This is a genomic window from Tsuneonella aeria, assembly GCF_009827495.1.
GTDB classification, from domain to species: Bacteria; Pseudomonadota; Alphaproteobacteria; order Sphingomonadales; family Sphingomonadaceae; genus Tsuneonella; species Tsuneonella aeria.
Window position 1 is genome coordinate 261951 of the sequence record NZ_WTZA01000001.1, and the last position, 20194, is coordinate 282144.

Below are 20194 nucleotides of genomic sequence, written 5' to 3' on the forward strand. Positions count from 1 at the left end.
ATGTTCGAGCGCGCGTCGGCATGGGTCAATCGCAATCTCCCCAAGCGGGAAGACCTGGAACATTCGCGGTGGGTCGGCCCGCTCGCGCGCCGGCATGAACTGTGGCGTTTCACGCGCCGCTCGGTCCCGCGGGGCGTGGCGGCGGGGCTCCTCGTGGGGATATTCGCCCTGATTCCCGGCGTTCAGATGATCGGCGCCGCGCTGCTCTGCGTGCCGAGCCGCGGCAACATTCCCATCGCCGCGCTGATGACCTTCCTGTCAAATCCCGCGACGACGCCGCTGATCCTGCTGGCCGCGGCCTGGGTGGGCAACTGGTTCGGGTTCAAGGCGGACCTCAGCACCTTGCAGGCCTTGTTCAACAGCGGCGCGAGCCTGGGCGACTGGACGCGCTGGTTCGTTTCCGACGCGGCGCCGGCGGTGCTTTTCGGGCTGGCGGTGATCGCGGTGGTGACCGCTTCGATCGGCTACCTCCTCGCGAAACTTTTCTGGGCATGGTGGATCGGGCGCAAGCGCAGGCTGATGATCGAAACCATGCGCAACCGATGACGGCGGCGGATCTCAACGCGGGGACCCGGCTCACGGGCGCCCTGGCAGGGGCATTGGTCCTGAGTGTCCTCCTGGTCTGGTTCGCGACCGGCGCGTTCGCGGCGGCCGCTGCCTTTGCGGGCGGATTGCTGGTTCTTGTCGCAGCCGGTTTCGCTCTCGTCCGCCTGCGCGGGCGCGGGGAGCCGGAAGGGCTGGCGCCCCCGGACTGGTCGGTCACGGTCGCCGCTATCGAGCGGCGCGGCGAGGCGGTGGCCATCGTCGACAGAGCCAACCGCCTGGTCTGCGCCAATACGGCCTACAGCGAATGGTTCGGCGCCGGCAATGCGCCGCCCAACCTGCCGCTCGACCGCGCCGGCCTCGAAGCGATGACCCGCGCGGCGCGGGAAGCCTGGCGTGACGGCCGCGCTTCGGCTGAATGTCTCCGGGCCGATGGTGCCGCGGCGAGCTGGCGTGCGGAAGCGGAGCGTGCCGGGCGGGGCGACGATTACCTGATCTGGCGCCTGACCGGCATCACCGAGGAGGACTTCGCGGAAGATATCGGTGCGCGGATTGCCGGCCCGCTGGGGACATTGCTGTCACGCGGAGGGATCGAGGCCGCGCTGGTGGGGGCCGACGGCCTGGTGCGCGCCGCCGCACCGGGTTTTGCGGAGCGGGCAATCGGGGACCCGGAGGCGACCCTGGCGGGCCAGGATTTCGCCACCCTGCTGCGTGCCGACGAACGCGAACGGATTTTCTTTGCGCGGGAGGGGCGCCGCGGCAACCCCCAGACCCTGATCCACATCCCGCTCGGCCAACAGGGCGATCCCCGCTTGCCCGGGGCGGACGAGAGCGGTTCGCTGATGCTTCTGATCGATTCGGGCGTCGGGATCGGGGCTGCCACGGAAGGGGCGGGGCCGGGTGCCACCCCGCAGCTCGAATCGTTGCTGGGCGCCCTTCCGCTTGGTCTGGCGATGACAGATCGCGACGGGCGGTTCCTCTTCGCCAACAAGCCGTTTCGCCGGGCTGCCGCGATCGAGGGCGCGGCGCTGCCGCAGTTCCCTTCGGACCTCGTCGTGCGCGAAGACAAGGCGGCGCTGGTGGATGCGGTCCGCCGCTTCGGCAAGGGGCCTGCCGCTGCGACCGACATGGCACTTCGCCTGCGTGGCCAGCCTGACGAGCCCGTATCGCTGGGCATCGCCGGCGTCCGCGGCCTGGGCGAGGCGGCGGTGCTCCTGAGCCTGGTCGATTCCACCGAGGAAACGCGATTGAAGCGGCAGGTGGCGCAGGCCACCAAGATGCAGGCGGTGGGCCAGCTCGCAGGGGGTGTCGCGCACGATTTCAACAACGTGCTCACCGCGGTGATCGGCACCTGCGATCTCATGCTGCTGCGCCATTCGCCTGGTGACAGCGACTACGATGACATCCAGCAGATCCGTGCCAACTCCAACCGGGCGGCCGCGTTGACGCGCCAGCTGCTCGCCTTCAGCCGCCAGCAGACCTTGCGTCCGGAGGTTCTCCAGCTGCCCGATGTGGTCAGCGAGGTGAGCCAGCTGCTGAAGCGGCTGCTCGGTGAAAAGATCGAACTGCGCGTGAACCATGATCGAGACCTCGGGCCGGTGCGCGCCGATCCGCAGCAGCTGGAGCAGGTGATCGTGAACCTCGCGGTGAACGCGCGTGACGCCATGCTCGCCCAAGGGGAGGGCAAGGGCGGCAGTGCCGGCAAGCTATCCATCGCCACGCGCCGCGTCACTGCCCGGGACGTGCGCCACATGGGCACCGAGATCCTGCCGGAAGGCGACTACACGGCGCTGGTCGTCCAGGACACCGGCGGGGGCATCCCAGCCGAACACCTCGGCAAGATCTTCGAACCGTTCTTCACCACCAAGGATCAGGGGAAGGGCACCGGGCTGGGGCTTTCGACCGTCTATGGCATCGTCAAGCAGTCGGGCGGATTCATCTTTGCGGACAACATTCCGTTGCCGTCCGGTACAGCGACTCACGGCGCGCGTTTTACCGTCTATTTCCCCGTCTATCAGGGCGCCATGCCCGCGCCGCGTGCCAGGGCGGCACCCGAACCGGCGGTCCAGTGGGCCGGCGGGGGGCGCATCCTGCTGGTGGAAGACGAAGACATGGTCCGCGCGGTGGCGGAACGCGCGCTGGTGCGCGCCGGATATTCCGTGACCACGGCCGCTGACGGCGAAGACGGGCTCTCCGCCATCGCCAATGGCGAACCGTTCGACCTCGTGGTCAGCGACGTGGTCATGCCGGGGATGGACGGGCCCACCATGGCGCGCGCGATCCGCAAGCTCCACCCGGCCCTGCCGGTGCTGTTCATGTCGGGCTACGCGGAAGAGCAGCTGCGGCGCGATATCGACATGGCGGACATGCACTTCCTTCCCAAGCCGTTCAGCGTGCAGCAGATTTCCGACAAGGTCGGCGTAGTCCTGGGCGCGCAGCGTGGTCGATCGGATACTTGACTTGCCGTGTGCGGCATGTGACACTGTAACATAAATCACGTTTCCATGGAGGGTCGGTCATGCGCTTCGCATTGCTGGGGACCGCAGCACTTTTCGTCGCGTCGGCCACGCTTGCGCAGCCCGGGGAAGCGGGGCCGAGCGCCCAGGGCGATCTCGACGTGACGATCTACAACGGCGGGCAGGCGCTGGTGCAGGATGTTCGCCAGCTTTCGATCCCAAACGGCCGCAGCCGGATCGAATTTCCTGACGTATCCGCGCAGATCCGGCCCGAGACGCTGAGCTTCGCCGCCGAAGGCGCGGGCATCGTCGAACAGAACTTCGACTTCGACCTCCTGACGCCGACCAAGCTCATGGAAAAGGCGATCGGGCAGACCGTCACGCTGGTCCGCACGAATCCCGCGACCGGGGCGGAGACGCGGGAACAGGCAACGGTCCTGTCCACGGCGGGCGGCGTGGTCGTCCAGATCGGCGACCGGATCGAAGTGCTGCGCGACGATGGCCTGCCGGTGCGCACGATCTTCGACGGCGTGCCGCCCAACTTGCGGGCGCGGCCGACCCTCTCGGTCACGGTCGAAAGCGATCGCGCGGGGACACGGCCCGCCTCGATCAGATACCTGACAGGCGGGCTCGGCTGGTCGGCGGATTACGTCGCCCTTTATGACGAAGCGCGCGGGACAACCGACATGCAGGGGTGGGTGACCCTGACCAACCAGACCGGCACGACGTTTCACAACGCCGATACCGTCCTGGTCGCGGGCACGCCGTCGGGCATGTCGGGTGCAAACCAGATCCGCCGCCCCCGGGTTCCGCCGCCGCCCCCCGGAGGCTTCGTCCCCGGAACGGAGACGGCACCGCGCGAACAACTCGGCGACTTCTACCTCTATCCCCTGACGGGCCGAACCACGATCGCCAACGCACAGACCAAGCAGGTCAGCTTCCTCGACGTTCAGGCGGTGCCCGCCCGGCGCGTCTATGCCCGCACGGTCGGCTGGTTGGGCAGCGACGGAGCGCCGGTGAACGTGTCCACCGCGATCGGTTTTTCGACCGCGCGCGACCAGGGTCTTGGCGATGCCTTGCCCGCCGGGATCGTCCGGTTCTACCAGCGCGACCGGCAGGGCACGCCGCAGTTCGTCGGGGAAAGCCGCATCGGGCACACCCCGATGGGCAGCGCGCTGGAGCTGGTGACAGGGGATGCGTTCGACGTCTTCGTCCAGGCCGAAGTCGTGAGCCGCGATCGCATCACGGCCAACGAATGGGAAGCCAGCAGCCGCTATCGCGTGGTCAAGGACGGCGCCGTCGTGCGCGAGGTCACTTCGGAACGCCCGGTGGAATACTGGCGCACGACGATGCGCTACAGCTTCACGAACGCAAAGCCGGTACCGGTCGAGGTCGACCTGACGCAAGCCGGCCTCGACCAGGGATGGTGGAGCCGCGACTTCCGCGTCACCAGCGAAGACGTGGCGGGTGAACAGATCAACGCGGGGCAGCGCCGCTATCGCGTGACGGTCCCCGCCAACGGCAAGCGCGAAGTGCGCGTAACCTACGAGACGCGGTACTGAGAGCCGTAGCCGTGCGGCGCGCGCTATTCTCCACGCTGCTGGCCCTGTCCGCGCCCGCGACGGCGCGCCAGGTGATCGACGCGGCGCCGCCCGGCGACCTGGCGGTGACCGTCTATCGCGACCCTGAACGCGGCCCCGACCAATCCATGGCGCGCGACTGGCCGCGAGGGTTCGCGATGATCAGCGAAACCCGCCAGGTCACGCTGCCACCGGGTGAAAGCACGATCCGTTTCGAAGGCGTTTCCGAAGGGATGGTCGCCGTGACCGCGATCGTCACGGGGCTCCCCGGCGGGACGATCGAGAAGAACCGAAATGCCGATCTGCTGAGCCCCGGGGCGCTGGTCGACGGGACGCTGGGCAATCGCGTCACCATCACCCGGACCAATCCGGCCACCGGGCGCGAGGCCAGCGAACAGGCGATCGTCCGCGCCCGGGCGGATGGGGGCCTGGTGTTGCAGACAGCCGCCGGGTTCGAAGCGGTGCGATGCTCCGGCCTTCCCGAAAGGCTTACCTTCGACCAGGTGCCCGCGGGCCTCTCTGCGCAGCCCATCTATTCGATCGATACGGTTTCGGCCGCGGGCGGTACCTACACGGTGACGCTGACCTACCTGTCGTGGGGCTTCGATTGGCAGGCGCATTACGTCGCCACGCTGGACCATGGCGGTTCCACTGACGATGTGAAGATGCAGCTGACGAGCTGGCTCACCCTGGTCAACGACAACAACCAGAGCTTCGCCCACGCCGACCTGATGGCAGTTGCGGGCAAGCTGCGGGTGACGAGCAATTACCAGGCGCTGTCAGACCCGCCCCAGGGCCACCCGCTGCAGCTTGTCTGTTATCCCTTCGGGAACACCGCCGCGGGGTCGCCGATCGACTATCCCTATCCACCGCCGCCACCTCCGCCGGCACCGCCGCCGCCAGCGGTGATGATGGAATCGGCGGCCGGCACAATCATCGTCACGGGTTCTCGCATCTCACGCGCAGCAATGGTCGCGCAGGAAGAGGATCTCGGCGATCTCAAGCTGTATCGCGTGCCGGAGCCGGTCACGATCGCCGCGCAAAGCCAGAAGCAGATCGCCTTCCTCGACCGCGATGGCGTCGCCGGGCGACTGCTGCACACCGTCACTTGCAACCCTTGGAACGCGCCTGACGAACCCGCGGCGGCCGGTATCCTGCTCGCCTCGGTCAACGATCCGCGCCACGGCCTCGGGGTCGCGCTGCCGGCAGGCAGAATCACCGTGTTCCAATCGACGCCGCGCGGCGAACTGCTGGTCGGCGAAGAACGTCTGCGCGATTACGCGTCGGGACAGGATGTGGAGATCGCCCTTGGCCAAAGCCCGCAAGTGTTCGCGGCCTGCACGGTGGAAGACGACCCGGAGCGGCGCAAGCAGGGCGATCGCGTGCCCATGCGGCTCGTCCTCACCAACGCCAACCCGGCATCCGTCCGGGTGCGGGTTACGCTGGGCGGTTCAGCGGCACGGATTGCGGGCCTCCGGGGGGAGCGGGTGAAGGACGGCGCGCGCGTTTACGAGACGTCCGTGCCCGCAAACGGTCGCCGGGAACTGCGCTGGTCGATCGTGAACGAGTAGTTCGGCGCGACGCTTAAAATTTCCGTGTTCCCCTCTTGTTCTACCGGAACAAACCGAATACATCGCGCATCGGGTGACATCGGACCTGCAGGTCTGGTCAAAACGCGAAAGGGTGTGTCATGGCGGCTGCGAATCTGAAACTGGTAGAAGGTACTCAAATGGACGCGGACCGTCAGAAGGCGCTCGACGCCGCGCTCGCGCAGATCGATCGCGCGTTCGGAAAAGGCTCTGCAATGAAGCTGGGCCAGAAGGAGACGATGCAGGTCGAAACGATTTCGACGGGCAGCCTCGGTCTGGATATCGCGCTGGGCGTGGGCGGTCTGCCGCGCGGCCGGGTGATCGAGGTCTATGGGCCGGAAAGCTCTGGCAAGACGACCCTTGCGCTGCATGTGATCGCGGAAGCGCAGAAAGGCGGCGGCACGGCGGCGTTCGTCGATGCCGAACATGCGCTGGACCCGGTCTATGCCAAGAAGCTCGGCGTCAACATCGACGAACTCATCGTGTCGCAGCCCGACACGGGCGAACAGGCGCTGGAGATCGTCGACACGCTGGTGCGATCGAACGCGATCGACGTGCTCGTGGTCGACTCCGTGGCGGCGCTCGTGCCGCGCGCCGAAATCGAGGGCGAGATGGGCGACAGCCACGTCGGCCTCCAGGCCCGCTTGATGAGCCAGTCGCTGCGCAAGCTGACCGGTTCCATCAACCGGTCGAAGTGCATGGTGATCTTCATCAACCAGCTGCGCATGAAGATCGGCGTAATGTACGGTAATCCGGAGACGACGACGGGCGGCAACGCGCTCAAGTTCTATGCTTCCGTCCGTCTCGACATTCGCCGCACGGGCCAGATCAAGGATCGCGACGATATCGTCGGCAACGCGACCCGCGTGAAGGTCGTCAAGAACAAGGTCGCGCCGCCGTTCAAGCAGGTGGAATTCGACATCATGTATGGCGAAGGCATTTCCAAGATCGGCGAGGTTCTGGATCTGGGTGTCAAGGCCGGACTGGTGGAGAAGTCGGGCAGCTGGTTCAGCTACGACAGTATCCGCATCGGGCAGGGGCGTGAAAACGCCAAGCAATACCTCAAGGACAATCCGGAAGTGGGCGGCAAGCTGGAAGCCGCCATCCGCGCCCGCACGGATGCGGTCGCCGAAGAGATGATGGTCGGCCCCGGGCCGGGCGACGACGACTGACCCGCAGGGCTTGGCGGGCCCCGGGGTGGACTGGACGAAATGGGCCGGCGCGGCTGACCACTTGCCCGCGCCGGCCTTTTCTCATCCGGGTGCGAACCGGCCAACGCCTTTGCACCATGCAAGGGGACCGCGCGGAATCTCCGCGCCCGCCAGGCCCGTCTGCCACTTTTCGACCTTAATTCGCTTGTCGGCTCTGGCGCCAGCAATTACCTGCCGGGTGTCATGACCTCGACCAACGACATTCGCCGGAGCTTCCTCGATTACTTCGCGGGCGCGGGCCACCGCACGGTGCCCAGTGCGCCGCTGGTCCCCTACAACGATCCGACGCTGATGTTCGTCAACGCGGGCATGGTTCCGTTCAAGAACATCTTCACCGGCCTAGAAACGCCGCCGGCGCCGACGGCCGCGAGCAGCCAGAAATGCGTGCGCGCCGGGGGCAAGCACAACGATCTCGACAATGTGGGCTACACCGCGCGGCATCACACGTTCTTTGAAATGCTGGGGAATTTCAGCTTCGGCGACTATTTCAAGGAACAGGCGATCGTCCACGCATGGACGCTGCTGACCAGGGAATGGGGGCTTGATCCCCAGCGGCTGACGGCGACCGTTTACCACACCGATGACGAGGCGTTCGCGCTCTGGGGCAAGATCGCCGGCGTGCCGGATCACCGGATTATCCGCATCCCCACGAAGGACAACTTCTGGGCGATGGGCGACGAGGGGCCCTGCGGTCCCTGCTCGGAGATCTTCTACGACCACGGCGATCACATCTTCGGCGGCCCCCCGGGCTCCCCGGACGAGGACGGCGACCGCTTCGTCGAAATCTGGAACCTCGTGTTCATGCAGTTCGAGCAGGCCGCCGGCGAGATCGTCGGCGAACTGCCGCGCCCCAGCATCGACACCGGCATGGGCCTGGAACGCGTGGCCGCGGTGCTGCAGGGCGTGCATGATAACTATGACACCGACACGTTCCGCGCCCTGATCACCGCGAGCGAAAGCCTTACCGGTGTCGCTGCGGAAGGGGACAGCCGCGCCAGCCACCGGGTGATCGCGGACCATCTGCGTTCCAGCGGCTTCCTGCTGGCAGACGGCGTGCTCCCTTCCAACGAAGGGCGCGGCTATGTCCTTCGCCGGATCATGCGGCGCGCGATGCGTCATGCACACCTGCTGGGCGCGCGCGATCCGCTGATGCACCGCCTGGTGCCGGCCCTCGTCACCGAGATGGGCCAGGCCTACCCCGAACTGGCCCGGGCGCAGCCGCTGATCGAAGAGACGCTGGAGCGTGAGGAAACCCAGTTCCGCCGCACACTGTCGAACGGCCTGCGCCTGCTGGATGAAGCCACCGGCGCGATGGGCGAGGGGGGCGAGCTGGACGGTGAGACCGCGTTCAAGCTCTACGATACCTATGGTTTCCCCTACGACCTGACCGAAGACGCCCTGCGCAACCGCGGCATCGCGGTCGATCGCGCGGGCTTCGACGCGGCAATGGCCCGCCAGAAGGCGGCCGCGCGCGCCGCCTGGAAGGGCAGCGGCCAAGCGGCCGACGGCGAGCTGTGGTTCGACATCGCCGAACGCGAAGGGGCGACGGAATTCACCGGCTACGCGGCGACCGAAGGCGAAGGGCGGGTCGTCGGCATTATCCGCGACGGGGTCGAGGTCCCGAACGCCGGGGCCGGCGATGCGGTGACGGTGCTCACCAACCAGTCCCCCTTCTATGGCGAAAGCGGGGGGCAGGCTGGCGACGCCGGCGCGATCACCTCGCCGGATGGGCTGCGGATCGAGGTGACGGATACGTCGAAGCCGCTCGGGCGACTGCACGCGCACGAGGGGACAGTCGAAGCCGGGACGATTGCCGTGGGCGATGTGGTCCATCTCGCGGTCGATGCAGATCGGCGCGACCGCATCCGGGCCAATCATTCCGCCACTCACCTGCTTCACGCGGCGCTTCGCCACCGGCTGGGAGAGCATGTGACGCAGAAGGGTTCGCTGGTGGCCGAGGATCGCCTGCGGTTCGACTTTTCGCACCCCAAGCCGCTTACACCGGACGATATCGCCGCGATCGAAGCGGAGGTGAATGCGGAGATTCGCGCCAACGAGACGGTCACGACCCGGCTGATGAGCCCCGACGACGCCATCCAGGCGGGGGCCATGGCGCTGTTCGGCGAGAAATATGGCGACGAGGTGCGCGTCCTCTCGATGGGCCGCGCAGGTGACGGCGGGCGCAATTACTCGGTCGAACTGTGCGGCGGCACCCATGTCAGCGCGACGGGCGACATCGGACTGCTACGGGTGATTTCGGAAAGCGCCGTTTCGAGCGGCGTCCGCCGGATCGAGGCGCTGACGGGCGAAGCGGCGAGGCAATGGCTGGTCAACCGTGAGAACGCCTTGCGCGATGCCGCGGCAACTTTCCGTTCGACGCCTGAGGAAGTGCCAGCCCGGATCGTCGCCCTACTGGACGAACGCAAGCGTCTCGAACGTGAGCTTGCGGAGGCAAGGCGCGCCCTCGCCCTCGGTGGCGGTGCCGGGCAGGCGGGCCCCGTGGACGAACAGGTCGCGGGCGTGGCCTTTTTCGGTCAGGTCCTTCCCGGACTGGAGGCCAAGGCGCTCCGCGGTCTTCTCGACGAGGCCAAGTCGCGCATGGGATCAGGCGTCGCTGCGATCGTCGCCGTGAACGATGGCCGCGCGGCGATCGCCGTTGCTGTCACCGCCGATCTCACGGAACGCTTCGATGCCGTTCAGCTTGTCCGCGCGGGCGTGACCGCGCTTGGCGGGCAGGGCGGCGGCGGTCGGCCTGACATGGCGCAGGGCGGCGGGCCCAACGGCAGCAAGGCGGACGATGCTATTGCAGCGGTCCGCGCGCTGCTGGAGGAGCAGGCCGCACCGGCCTGACCTCTAGCGGCCCGACGAAGCGTTGCGCGTTTCGACTTCGCTGCCCCGTGCCAGGTCTACGTCGCGCATGTTGCGGTCGGTCTGCTGGGGGCGTTTGACGTTGCCGTGATCCTCGCCCTTCTGCTGGGCGGGGGAAGTCTTTTCGGGCTGATCGGGTTTTGACATCAGAGTGTCTCCTTCCCCGTATCAACGGCCGCGCGCCTGGATTTATCCCGTATCCGCAACGCTGGTGCGCAGCTTGGGTTTGTGCGCAAGGTCGCCGTCGCGCCGGATCTGTTCCCGGAACTCGTCGCGCTTCTCGTGGATCGACGCGATCACCGGGCCCATCGGAACGCCCAGATCCACCAGCACGGCTTCGGACAGCTGGAGGGAGCTCTCCAGCGTTTCGGGCACTGCATGGCTGGCCCCTGCGCGATAAAGATCCGCAGCGTGGTTGAGATCGCGCGCGCGGGCGATGATCGGCAGTTCCGGATACAATCTGCGCAGCCGCGTCGTCATCCGCTGGGCAAGCACGGGTTCATCCATTGTCAGGATGACCGCCGGCGCAGTCTCTATGCCCAGCCGGTCCAGCGCGTTCCGCCGCGCCGCATCGCCGAAGGTCGCGCGATAGCCCGACCGGCGGGCCCGTTCGATGAGGTCGCCGTCGCTGTCGATGGCGACATACGGTATGCCGTGGACGATGAGCATGTCCGCCACCAGCCGGCCGACCCGGCCCGCCCCGACGATGATGACCTTGGCCTCCCCCAGGTCGTCCTCCGCGGGGGGCATCGGGTCCATGCGCCGGGCCACCGCGCGGCCGAGCATTGCGAGCAACGGTGTCACGGTGAGACCGATCGCCGTGACGATCTGCCAGAAATGGGCGGTTTCCCGGTCGATGAGCAGCGCCGCAGTCGCCGCGGTAAGGACGATCAGCGTGGTTTCGCTGGGGCTCGCCATGAGCAGCCCGGTTTCGGCGGCCGTGCTGCGCCGCGCGCCCATGAGCCGTAGCAGGACCCCTGTGACGATCGCCTTCAGGACGAGCACGCCCGTGACGGCCAGCATGATATTGCCGAGTTGCGCCCAGATGGTCGCGAAATCGATGCTCATGCCGATGGTGATCAGGAAGACCCCGAGAGCAAGGCCCTTGAATGGTTGGATAATCCCTTCCACTTCGCCGTGATATTCGGTTTCGGCGATCAGCAATCCGGCGATCAGCGCTCCGACGATCGGGGACAGGCCGGCTGCCGCGGTGGCCAGGCTGGCGCCGATGACGACGAGCAGGCTCGCGGCCAGGAATAGCTCAGGGCTCTTCGTCCGCGCGGCCTGGGCGAACAGCGGAGGCAGGGCGAGCCGCCCGAGCACGAGCAGCGCCACCACCACCGCGAAGCCCTGCCACAGCGTGGTGACGAGTCCCTCCATCCCTTCGGCCTGCGCGTATGGCGCCAGCGCGCCGAGGATGAAGACGATCGGCACGATCGCGATGTCTTCGAACAGGAGCATGGAGAGCGCCGCGCGTCCGACGGGGGTGGTGGTGCCGGATATGGGCAGGACGATCGCCGTCGAGCTCAGTGCAAGGGCAAAACCCAGCGCCAGAGCGCCGGTCCACTCCTGGCCCATGGCCGCAAAGGCTGCGGCGATAAGCCCACCGATGAGCAGCAACTCCATCGCGCCGAGCCCGAATACGAGGCGGCGCATCGACCACAGGCGGTTGAAGGAGAGTTCCAGGCCGATGGTGAACAGCAGGAGGATGATGCCGAATTCGGCAAACGGCGCCAGCGCTTCCGCGTCGGATATCGTCATGTGGAACAGCCACGGAAATTCGTCGACGAACCGTCCGAGGCCGAAGGGACCGACCAGCAGGCCGATCAGGATGAACCCGATGACCGGGGTAATGCGGAAACGGTGGAATACCGGGATGACGATGCCGGCGGCCCCCAGGATGACGAGGCCATCGGAAATCAGTGGGGAATACTGAAGCTCTGCCGCCATGATTCGCACCTATCGGCGGGGGCAGGCGATGTCACGGCCGAACGAAAGCGGCCCCGTGGTCGTTGCCGGGGCCGCAAAGAGAATTCTCTTTGGCGGCCCCAGGCGTGCAAATCAGGCCGCGGCGGCCATTTCCTTCTCGAGATTCTCGACGATCGCTTCGAAAAACTGTTCGGTCGTCATCCAGGCCTGCTCGGGCCCGATCAGCAGCGCGAGATCCTTGGTCATCTTGCCGCTCTCGACCGTCTCGATGCAGACCCGCTCCAGCGTTTCAGCGAACTTCACGACCTCGGGGGTGTCGTCGAAGCGGCCGCGATAGATGAGGCCGCGGGTCCAGGCGAAGATGCTGGCGATGGGGTTGGTGCTGGTCGCCTTGCCCTGCTGGTGCTGGCGGTAGTGGCGGGTCACGGTGCCGTGCGCCGCTTCGGCTTCCACTGTCTTGCCGTCCGGCGTCATCAGCACGCTGGTCATGAGGCCGAGCGAGCCGAAGCCCTGGGCCACCTGGTCCGACTGAACGTCGCCGTCGTAGTTCTTGCAGGCCCAGACGAACTTGCCCGACCACTTGAGGGCGGAGGCGACCATGTCGTCGATCAGGCGGTGCTCGTAAACGATGCCCGCGGCCGCGAACTTCTCCTTGAAGCCTTCGGTCTCGTAGACTTCCTGGAACAGGTCCTTGAAGCGCCCGTCATAAGCCTTGAGAATCGTGTTCTTGGTGCTGAGATAGACCGGCCAGCCGAGGTTGAGCCCGTAATTGAGGCTCGCCCGGGCGAAATCGCGGATCGAATCGTCGAGGTTGTACATCGCCATCGCGACCCCGCTGGAGGGGAACTTGAACACCTCCAGGTCGATCGATTCGCCGTTCTCTCCGTCGAACACCAGGCGCAGCGTGCCCGGCCCGGGGATGAGGGTGTCGGTCGCGCGGTACTGATCGCCGAACGCATGGCGGCCGACCACGATGGGATCGGTCCAGCCGGGGATCAGCCGGGGGACGTTCTGGATGACGATGGGTTCACGGAACACCACGCCGCCCAGGATATTGCGGATCGTGCCGTTGGGGCTCTTCCACATTTTCTTGAGCGAGAATTCCTCGACCCGCGCCTCGTCCGGGGTGATCGTGGCGCACTTGACCGCGACGCCGTGTTCCTTCGTGGCGTTGGCGGCATCGATGGTGATCTGGTCGTTCGTCTCGTCACGCTTTTCGACGCTGAGGTCATAGTACTTCAGATCGATGTCGAGATAGGGGAGGATCAGCCGTTCGCGGATCCACTGCCAGATGATGCGGGTCATCTCGTCGCCGTCCATCTCGACGACGGGGTTCTTCACCTTGATCTTTGCCATGTCAGTCCTGCTGCCAATCGGGGAGTTGGCGCGGGCTTTAGCAGGGCGGACGGGGGGTGCAAGGGGACGGCCGCAAACCGGAAAGACGCCCGTTCGCGGCGCGTTTTGCCGGACCGCGGACAGCGTCTCCCCTGTGCCGCTTCGCCTGGCGGGAGCACGCCAGATACAGAAAACCCGCCGATTGCGCGGCGGGTTTCGTGCCTCCGGTCTGGATGGTGGGCGTAGCAAGGATTGAACTTGCGACCCCTACGATGTCAACATAGTGCTCTACCACTGAGCTATACGCCCGCACCATCAAGCGGGGCGGCCATTAGCGAGGGGCAGCCCGCCGCGCAAGAGGCAGATTGCGCCCATGCGCGCCTGGCTTCAGACGCTCGCGGCAACCTCCGGGCGGAACATGCGGTCCACCTCCATCACCAGGTCCTTCAAGTGGAAGGGTTTCGACAGAACCTTGGCGCGCGGCTGTTCCCGGCTGGCCTTGAGGCTGACCGCTGCGAACCCGGTGATGAACATCACCTTCGTCAGCGGGCTCACCTCGTTGCACTTCTGGGCGAGTTCGATCCCGTCCATTTCCGGCATGACGATGTCCGACAGCAGGAGATCGAAATGCTCCGCCTCCAGGTGCGGGACAGCTTCGGTGCCGCGCCCCACGGCGACGACCGCGTAACCGGCGTTTTCCAGCGCCCTGGCAAGGTAAGTGCGCATCGCCTCTTCGTCTTCGGCGAGGAGGATGCGGATGGGGGATGGGTCATTCATGCCCCTGCCATAGCGCGCGGCGCTTAAGAAATCTTTGGCAACGCGCACGCCGCGGCATTTTGACAGCGGACCTGCCGGCGTCCACAACTCGCGCGGATGGATTGGCAGGATCACCCCGAAGGGACGCCGCCGCACGTATCGCGCAGTGCGCACGGCGCGCCGTTTCGCCTTGCGACCGGCGGCGGCATGCCCGTCCTCATCGCCGTGCCGCACGCGGGCCGTGCCTATCCGGAGGCGCTGCGCAACCGGATGCGCGCGCCGGACGTCACGGCCCTGCGTCTCGAGGACCGTTATGTGGACGTGCTGGCGGAAGGCGCCGCGGAGGCGACCGGCGCGGCACTGCTGGTGGCTGACGCGCCGCGTGCGATGATCGACCTCAACCGCGCGGAAGACGACGTGGACTGGTCGATGATCGCGGGGCATTCGCCTGGCCGCCCCGCGCGGGCATCCTCGGTCAATCGCCGCGCGCGGGGCGGGCTGGGGCTCATCCCGCGCCGCCTGACCGGGCTGGGAGAGATCTGGCGCGAACGCACGCGCCATGCCGAGCTCGAAGCGCGGCTGGCAACCGTGCACCGTCCGTACCACGCAGCCCTTGCAGCGACGCTGGAATCCATCCGCGACCGTTGGGGCGCCGCACTTCTCATCGACCTGCACTCGATGCCGCCCCTGGCCGCTGCGCGGACGGGCGCGGTCCCGGCGGAATTCGTCGTGGGCGACCGCTTCGGCGCGAGCTGCGCGCGGTCGATCGTTACCCGCACGCTGGCATTCCTGGACGCGAACGGGCGGGCGACGGCGCACAACCGGCCGTATGCAGGGGGATTCGTGCTGGACCGGCATGCGGCCCCGGCACGGGACATTCATGCCATCCAGATCGAAATATGCCGCAGCACTTATCTGGATGCGCGTTTCGACCGGCCCGGGCCGCGGGCGCCCGCTGTGACGCGCCTTATCGCCAACCTCGTGCGTCATCTTGGCGAAGATGTCGCACTGATGGGCGGGCGAGGCCCCCTGCCTGTCGCTGCCGAATAAAAAAACCACCCCGTGCGGTGCACGAGGTGGCCAAGGTTCAGGGAGGAGGTACACATCGGTGCACCAGCCGGCTCGGCCATGAGGGGAGCGCGAACCGGCTAGGCAGAATTTAGGTGCGAGGCTGAATTCTTCAACCCCGAACTCATCGCTTCCACCGGGCGTTTCGCCGAATCAGGCGGCCGGTTCGGGCTGGCCTTCGGGCACTTTGCCCTGGGCCATCTGGCGCGAGAACACGTTGCTCATCAGCTGCAGCGAAAACAGGTGCGCGAAGATGATCGCCATGATGCCGTTGGCGACCCAGGTCTTGGCTGTTTCGGCGTCGAGATCGCGCAGCTTTTCTTCGTTCACCATCTTGAAGCCGCGATAGATGTAGGGCTTTTCCGGATTGGCGTTCGCGGTGATCGCGATCTCGCCGTCCATCAGCAGGTCATGCTTGTTCAGCTCTTCGATCAGCGCCTGGGTACGGGCTCCGGCCTGTTCGAACTGTTCGCAGAAATCGAGCGCGGACTGAATCGGCTGGCCGGGCTTGCCTTCCGAATCGAACAGCGGGTCCCCGTCCTTGAACTCGCCGATGGCCTTGCTGGTGGGGTCGAAGCACAGCGACAGCTCCTCCGCCTCGGGCGTGAGGCGGGCGAGAAGGTAGGGATAGCGGCGGGCATAGGCCGGGACGTACACGTCTTCGGTCAGCTTGCCGTCGTCGCCCACGAACGCGTTGACGCCTTCGTTGAGGCCCATCAGCGCAAGCGGTACGCCGCCTTCGCCGGAGCTGAAGACGATCGGATAGTCGCGCTGCGCCTGGATGAATTCGTCGGACGTCAGCGGCACGGCGTGCTGGTTGACCAGCCATGTCAGGCCGTCGACCCGCTTCACGCGGTAGTTCACGTGATCGCGGCTGTTGAGCGGCATGAGGTCGTTGTAGAACAGGGGCAGGGTGGTCTGCGGCGCGCTGGCCATCGTCGGTCTCCGAGCGTCAGGATCGAATGCGCATGCCTGCCTGGCCGCGCGGGAAAGCGCGCGCTTTAGGGTCTTGGTTCCGGTGGCGCAAGCGGCACCAGCTTGCCGGGATTGAGTATCCCCCGGGGATCCAGCGCGCGTTTCACGGACTGCAGCATCGTTATGGCAACCGGATCGCCCAGGCGGGCAAATTCGTCGCGTTTCAACTGGCCGATGCCGTGTTCGGCGCTGATCGAGCCGCCCCAAGCGGTGACGAATTCGTACACTTGCGCACTAATCCGCTTGCCGTCGGTTTCCAGCCAGCGGCGCGCATCCACCCCGGGCGGCGCGATCACGTGGAAATGCACGTTGCCATCGCCGAGGTGCCCGAACGCCATGGCGCGCGTGCCGGGCCACGTGCGCTCCATCAATGGCACCGCCTCGGCCACGAACGCAGGCATGCGTTCGGCCGCCACCGAGATATCATGCTGCACCGCCGGGCCCCTGGCGCGTGCCGCCGGGGAGATCGAATCCCGGAGCAGCCAGAACGCTTCGGCCTGCGTTTCGCTGGCGGCGATCGTGGCGTCTTCGACCAGGCCGCGCGCCATCGCCTGTCCGAGGAGGGCTTCCGTACGGGAGGGCAGTTCCGCGGCCGCGCCACGATCCGCCACCAGTTCGATCAGCGCATGCCAGCCGTGACAGCCCGACAGCGGCGGCCGTGCGCCGGGGAGATGGTCGATCACGTCGTCCAGGGTCTGCTGGTCCAGCACCTCGAAACCTTCCAGCGCGTCGCCCGCAATCTCCTCGCACAGGACCAGCAGGTCGCGCGCGGCTTCGAGTGTCCGGGTGCCCGCCCACACGACCCGCCGGTCGGCGATGGCCGGCACCAGCTTCAAGGTGGCCGCCGTCACCACGCCCAGCGTTCCTTCCGATCCGATCAGCAACTGCTTCAGGTCGAAGCCGCGGTTATCCTTCCGCAGCGCATCCAGGGCGGCATAAATGCTGCCGTCGGCCAGCACGGCTTCGATCCCCAAAACCTGCGCCCGCATGGAGCCATGACGCAGAACCTGGGTACCGCCCGCGTTGGTGGAGATCAGGCCGCCGATTGTCGCCGACCCCTTGCCGCCGAGGGTGAGCGGGAAACGCAGGCCGTTGTCGTCCGCCCTCTCGTGCAAGGTCTGGAGGATCACCCCCGCTTCGCACACGACCTGGCGCGCCGATGCGTCGAGCGAGCGGATCGTGTCGAGGCGGCGGGTCGAAAGGAGAAGGGCGGTGCCGCTATCGTCCGGGGTCGCGCCGCCGCTCATGCCGCTGTTGCCGCCCTGGGGTACGATGGGCACCCCGTGCCGTGCGCAAAGGCGGACGAGTTCGGCCGCCTCCCGGGTGGAGGCGGGCGAGGCCATGGCGATCGCCGCCCCGACGAACCGTCCGCGCCAGTCCGTCAGCCAGGGGCGCATCAGATCGTCGTCGCGCGTCAGCCCCCGGGGCCCGAGCAGGGCGCCGGCCTCGGCCAGGAAAGCGTCCGTATCGATCATAGGCAGGGCCTATGCCACGGGCGCGGCGGGGAAATCCACCGTGCGGTGGATCGGGGCAATTAAGCAGGTATTCAAGCTGGGTCGCTATCCGGTAGCGTCGAACCGAGCGATGACCATTCTGCCAACCCTGTTCGCGCCCGTAGCGCTGCTGATGCCGGGGTGGCTGGTTGCTCCCGTGCCTGCCGATGCCGGTCTCGTGCCGGGCGCGGATCGTGCGCCGGTCGCGGCGTCCAGCGCCGGGGCCGCGCGCACCGATCTGTCGGACGATCCCGTCGCTGCGCAGGTCCGCATCCAGCAACGCGTGATCGTGCGCATCGCCCCGCCGGGGCCGGCAACCCGGCAGAGCATCGCGCCCGACATGATGCCCCGCCTCGCGCAGCCGGACCTCGAGGAACGCAAGATGGGCAACTGCGTGGCCGTCAGCCGGATCGCGGCCGTGCAGCCGGATGCCAAAGGGCGGCTGCTGTTGTTCATGCGCGACAGGCGCCTGGTTGCGGCCAGCCTTGAAAAAAGCTGCAGCGCGCGCGATTTCTATTCCGGCTTCTATCTCGAACGCACGAACGACGGCATGCTGTGCGTCGATCGCGACCGGCTCCATTCGCGGTCGGGCAGCAAATGCGAGATCAGCCGCATGCGCCAGCTCGTCGCCGATCGCGACTGAGGCGCTGCGTTTTCGTTGACTTTCGCGCATGATGCGCGCAGGGCGCGCGCGTTCGTACGCGGACGGTCAGCATGATCTACCGTGCACGCCTGCCGACTGCCGTCGAAGCGGGCGTGCACCAACCACCGGATTTTCGAACATTACTGAACCCATGACATTCGCCGACCTCGGCCTCTCACCCGAATTGCTCAAGGCGGTCGAAGCGGCGGGCTACACCGAACCGACCGCGATCCAGGCGCAGGCCATCCCGCCCGTGCTGATGATGAAGGACATCGTCGGCATCGCCCAGACGGGGACGGGCAAGACGGCGAGTTTCGTGCTGCCGATGATCGACGTGCTGGCCCATGGCCGCCGCCGCGCGCTGATGCCGCGCAGCCTGATCCTGGAGCCGACCCGCGAACTGGCCGCCCAGGTGGCCGAGAATTTCGAGAAGTATGGCGTCAACCACGACCTCAAGATGGCGCTGCTGATCGGCGGCGTGCAGATGGGCGACCAGCTCAAGGCACTGTCCGACGGGGTGGACGTGCTGATCGCGACGCCGGGCCGGCTGATGGACCTGTTCGAACGCGGCAAGATCCTGCTCAACGGGTGCGAGCTGCTGGTCATCGACGAGGCGGACCGCATGCTCGACATGGGGTTCATTCCCGACATCGAGTTCATCTGTTCCAAGCTGCCCGACAGCCGGCAGACGATGCTGTTTTCGGCCACGATGCCGCCGCCGATCGAGAAGCTGGCGAAGAAGTTCCTGACCAATCCCAAGCGGATCGAGGTCGGACGCCGCGCTTCCAACAACGAGAACATCACCGCCTTCAAGGTGCCGGTAAAGGCGCGCGACAAGCGCGACACCCTGCGCTGGCTGCTGCGCAACGACCTTGTCGAAACCGCGATCATCTTCGCCAACCGCAAGACCACGGTGCGCGAGATCAACAAGAGCCTGCAGAGCCATGGCTTCGCCAGCGCCGAAATCCACGGCGACATGGACCAGGCCAGCCGGATCAAGGAGCTGGATCGGTTCAAGAAGGGCGAGGTGACGATCCTCGTTGCATCGGATGTCGCCGCGCGGGGGCTGGACATCAAGGGCGTCAGCCACGTCTTCAACTTCGACACGCCGTGGCACCCGGACGATTACGTTCACCGCGTGGGCCGCACGGGCCGCGCCGGGGCCAAGGGCCGCGCATTCACCTTCGTGTCGGAGGAGGATGCCGAGGCGATTGCCAACGTGGAAAAGCTGACCGGCGCCGCCGTTCCGGTGTTCGGCAAGAAAGATGTGCGGGTGGAACTGCGCGCGGCGGAGCCGGCCCCCGAACGCGCAGCTGCGAAACCGCCCCGGCAGGACCGTAGCCGTGATGAAAGCGAAGAACGCGACGCACGCCCGCGCCGCGCGCGCGAACCCCGTGCAGACCGGCCGCAGCGGGACGCCAGCCGGGATGACCGTCCGCGTCGGGACGAACGCGACGATGGGCCGCCGATGCAGCCGGGCGAATGGAACGGCCCGGTGCCGGGCTTCCTCAGCGTCGGGTTCGGCTAAGTCCCGAGCGCTTCGCCTAGAGGGTCTTCGCCTAGAGCGCCTTCGCGTTGTCGCCGCCCTTGCGGCCTTCGCGGTCGCGGGCGTTCGACTTGTTGGGATCGCGGCTGTCGGCTTTCTGACGCGCCTCGTTGGGATTTGCGCTTCCGCGGTTTTCCTCGCGCGCCTGGGCGTTGCCGGTTTCGCTGGACATGATCTTCTCCTTCAGCCGACCAACGGCTGG

The 20194-nt window shown here is 66.9% G+C and carries 16 protein-coding genes and 1 tRNA gene; 9 read left to right on the forward strand and 8 right to left on the reverse strand.

The features are described from left to right. The 6 genes from GRI40_RS01290 (at position 1) to alaS (ending at position 10229) form a co-directional block, all read left to right on the forward strand. A complete protein-coding gene (locus GRI40_RS01290; protein ID WP_160611305.1) occupies positions 1-546 on the forward strand; it encodes a DUF2062 domain-containing protein in 546 nt (181 codons plus the stop codon). After that, complete coding sequence (locus GRI40_RS01295; RefSeq protein ID WP_160609668.1) at positions 543-3002, forward strand: hybrid sensor histidine kinase/response regulator; 2460 nt, start codon at positions 543-545, stop codon at positions 3000-3002. The genes GRI40_RS01290 and GRI40_RS01295 overlap by 4 nt, the downstream gene beginning before the upstream one ends. Positions 3003-3061: 59 nt before the next feature. Then, positions 3062-4561, forward strand: a complete 1500-nt coding sequence (locus GRI40_RS01300; RefSeq protein ID WP_160609669.1) for a DUF4139 domain-containing protein — start codon at positions 3062-3064, stop codon at positions 4559-4561. Positions 4562-4572: 11 nt separating this feature from the next. Beyond that, complete coding sequence (locus GRI40_RS01305) at positions 4573-6150, forward strand: DUF4139 domain-containing protein (RefSeq protein WP_160609670.1); 1578 nt, start codon at positions 4573-4575, stop codon at positions 6148-6150. Between the two features lie 119 nt (positions 6151-6269). Next, positions 6270-7340, forward strand: a complete 1071-nt coding sequence (recA, locus tag GRI40_RS01310) for a recombinase RecA (RefSeq protein WP_160609671.1) — start codon at positions 6270-6272, stop codon at positions 7338-7340. Between the two features lie 222 nt (positions 7341-7562). Beyond that, the gene (gene alaS, locus GRI40_RS01315) at positions 7563-10229 is read left to right on the forward strand and encodes an alanine--tRNA ligase (protein ID WP_160609672.1); all 2667 of its coding nucleotides are present in this window, start codon (positions 7563-7565) and stop codon (positions 10227-10229) included. Positions 10230-10232: 3 nt separating this feature from the next. On the opposite strand, the gene GRI40_RS01320 is transcribed toward alaS, so the two are convergent. From GRI40_RS01320 to cpdR, 5 genes are all read right to left on the reverse strand, one after another. Continuing rightward, positions 10233-10394, reverse strand: coding sequence for a hypothetical protein (locus GRI40_RS01320; protein WP_160609673.1), 162 nt, complete (start codon positions 10392-10394; stop codon positions 10233-10235). A 42-nt stretch (positions 10395-10436) separates the two neighbouring features. Further along, positions 10437-12197, reverse strand: a complete 1761-nt coding sequence (locus tag GRI40_RS01325; RefSeq protein ID WP_160609674.1) for a cation:proton antiporter domain-containing protein — start codon at positions 12195-12197, stop codon at positions 10437-10439. Between the two features lie 111 nt (positions 12198-12308). Beyond that, on the reverse strand, positions 12309-13532 hold the full coding sequence (locus GRI40_RS01330; RefSeq protein ID WP_160609675.1) for an NADP-dependent isocitrate dehydrogenase: 1224 nt from the start codon (positions 13530-13532) through the stop codon (positions 12309-12311). 213 nt (positions 13533-13745) lie between these two features. Then, positions 13746-13820: transfer RNA gene (locus GRI40_RS01335), tRNA-Val, on the reverse strand. 78 nt (positions 13821-13898) lie between these two features. Continuing rightward, the gene (cpdR, locus tag GRI40_RS01340) at positions 13899-14288 is read right to left on the reverse strand and encodes a cell cycle two-component system response regulator CpdR (RefSeq protein WP_160609676.1); all 390 of its coding nucleotides are present in this window, start codon (positions 14286-14288) and stop codon (positions 13899-13901) included. Between the two features lie 96 nt (positions 14289-14384). On the opposite strand from cpdR, the gene GRI40_RS01345 reads away from it, so the two are divergent. Beyond that, positions 14385-15317, forward strand: coding sequence for an N-formylglutamate amidohydrolase (locus GRI40_RS01345; RefSeq protein ID WP_237488970.1), 933 nt, complete (start codon positions 14385-14387; stop codon positions 15315-15317). Positions 15318-15488: 171 nt separating this feature from the next. Here GRI40_RS01345 and GRI40_RS01350 read toward each other — a convergent pair whose 3' ends face one another. Then, positions 15489-16271, reverse strand: coding sequence for a SapC family protein (locus tag GRI40_RS01350; RefSeq protein WP_160609677.1), 783 nt, complete (start codon positions 16269-16271; stop codon positions 15489-15491). 65 nt (positions 16272-16336) lie between these two features. Further along, positions 16337-17785 carry an FAD-binding oxidoreductase gene (locus GRI40_RS01355; protein ID WP_160609678.1) on the reverse strand — a complete coding sequence of 483 codons (1449 nt, stop codon included), beginning with the start codon at positions 17783-17785 and terminating at the stop codon, positions 16337-16339. Positions 17786-17894: 109 nt separating this feature from the next. Between GRI40_RS01355 and GRI40_RS01360 the strand changes: the two genes are divergently transcribed. Next, positions 17895-18446: a hypothetical protein gene (locus tag GRI40_RS01360; protein ID WP_160609679.1), complete on the forward strand. Its 552-nt coding sequence runs from the start codon at positions 17895-17897 to the stop codon at positions 18444-18446. Positions 18447-18597: 151 nt separating this feature from the next. Next, the gene (locus tag GRI40_RS01365) at positions 18598-19974 is read left to right on the forward strand and encodes a DEAD/DEAH box helicase (protein ID WP_160609680.1); all 1377 of its coding nucleotides are present in this window, start codon (positions 18598-18600) and stop codon (positions 19972-19974) included. 31 nt (positions 19975-20005) lie between these two features. Here the strand turns inward: GRI40_RS01365 and GRI40_RS01370 are convergent, their stop codons facing one another. Beyond that, entirely contained in the window at positions 20006-20164 is a 159-nt protein-coding gene (locus tag GRI40_RS01370; protein WP_160609681.1) for a hypothetical protein, read from the reverse strand. Positions 20165-20194: the final 30 nt, after the last annotated feature.

Bases quoted from the DNA above. Each gene is read 5' to 3' on its own strand.
- GRI40_RS01290 (WP_160611305.1), top strand. From the start codon at position 1: ATGTTCGAGCGCGCGTCGGCATGGGTCAATCGCAATCTCCCCAAGCGG.
- GRI40_RS01295 (WP_160609668.1), top strand. From the start codon at position 543: ATGACGGCGGCGGATCTCAACGCGGGGACCCGGCTCACGGGCGCCCTG.
- GRI40_RS01300 (WP_160609669.1), top strand. From the start codon at position 3,062: ATGCGCTTCGCATTGCTGGGGACCGCAGCACTTTTCGTCGCGTCGGCC.
- recA (WP_160609671.1), top strand. From the start codon at position 6,270: ATGGCGGCTGCGAATCTGAAACTGGTAGAAGGTACTCAAATGGACGCG.
- alaS (WP_160609672.1), top strand. From the start codon at position 7,563: ATGACCTCGACCAACGACATTCGCCGGAGCTTCCTCGATTACTTCGCG.
- GRI40_RS01320 (WP_160609673.1), bottom strand. From the start codon at position 10,394: ATGTCAAAACCCGATCAGCCCGAAAAGACTTCCCCCGCCCAGCAGAAG.
- GRI40_RS01325 (WP_160609674.1), bottom strand. From the start codon at position 12,197: ATGGCGGCAGAGCTTCAGTATTCCCCACTGATTTCCGATGGCCTCGTC.
- GRI40_RS01330 (WP_160609675.1), bottom strand. From the start codon at position 13,532: ATGGCAAAGATCAAGGTGAAGAACCCCGTCGTCGAGATGGACGGCGAC.
- cpdR (WP_160609676.1), bottom strand. From the start codon at position 14,288: ATGAATGACCCATCCCCCATCCGCATCCTCCTCGCCGAAGACGAAGAG.
- GRI40_RS01345 (WP_237488970.1), top strand. From the start codon at position 14,385: ATGGATTGGCAGGATCACCCCGAAGGGACGCCGCCGCACGTATCGCGC.
- GRI40_RS01350 (WP_160609677.1), bottom strand. From the start codon at position 16,271: ATGGCCAGCGCGCCGCAGACCACCCTGCCCCTGTTCTACAACGACCTC.
- GRI40_RS01355 (WP_160609678.1), bottom strand. From the start codon at position 17,785: ATGATCGATACGGACGCTTTCCTGGCCGAGGCCGGCGCCCTGCTCGGG.
- GRI40_RS01360 (WP_160609679.1), top strand. From the start codon at position 17,895: ATGACCATTCTGCCAACCCTGTTCGCGCCCGTAGCGCTGCTGATGCCG.
- GRI40_RS01365 (WP_160609680.1), top strand. From the start codon at position 18,598: ATGACATTCGCCGACCTCGGCCTCTCACCCGAATTGCTCAAGGCGGTC.
- GRI40_RS01370 (WP_160609681.1), bottom strand. From the start codon at position 20,164: ATGTCCAGCGAAACCGGCAACGCCCAGGCGCGCGAGGAAAACCGCGGA.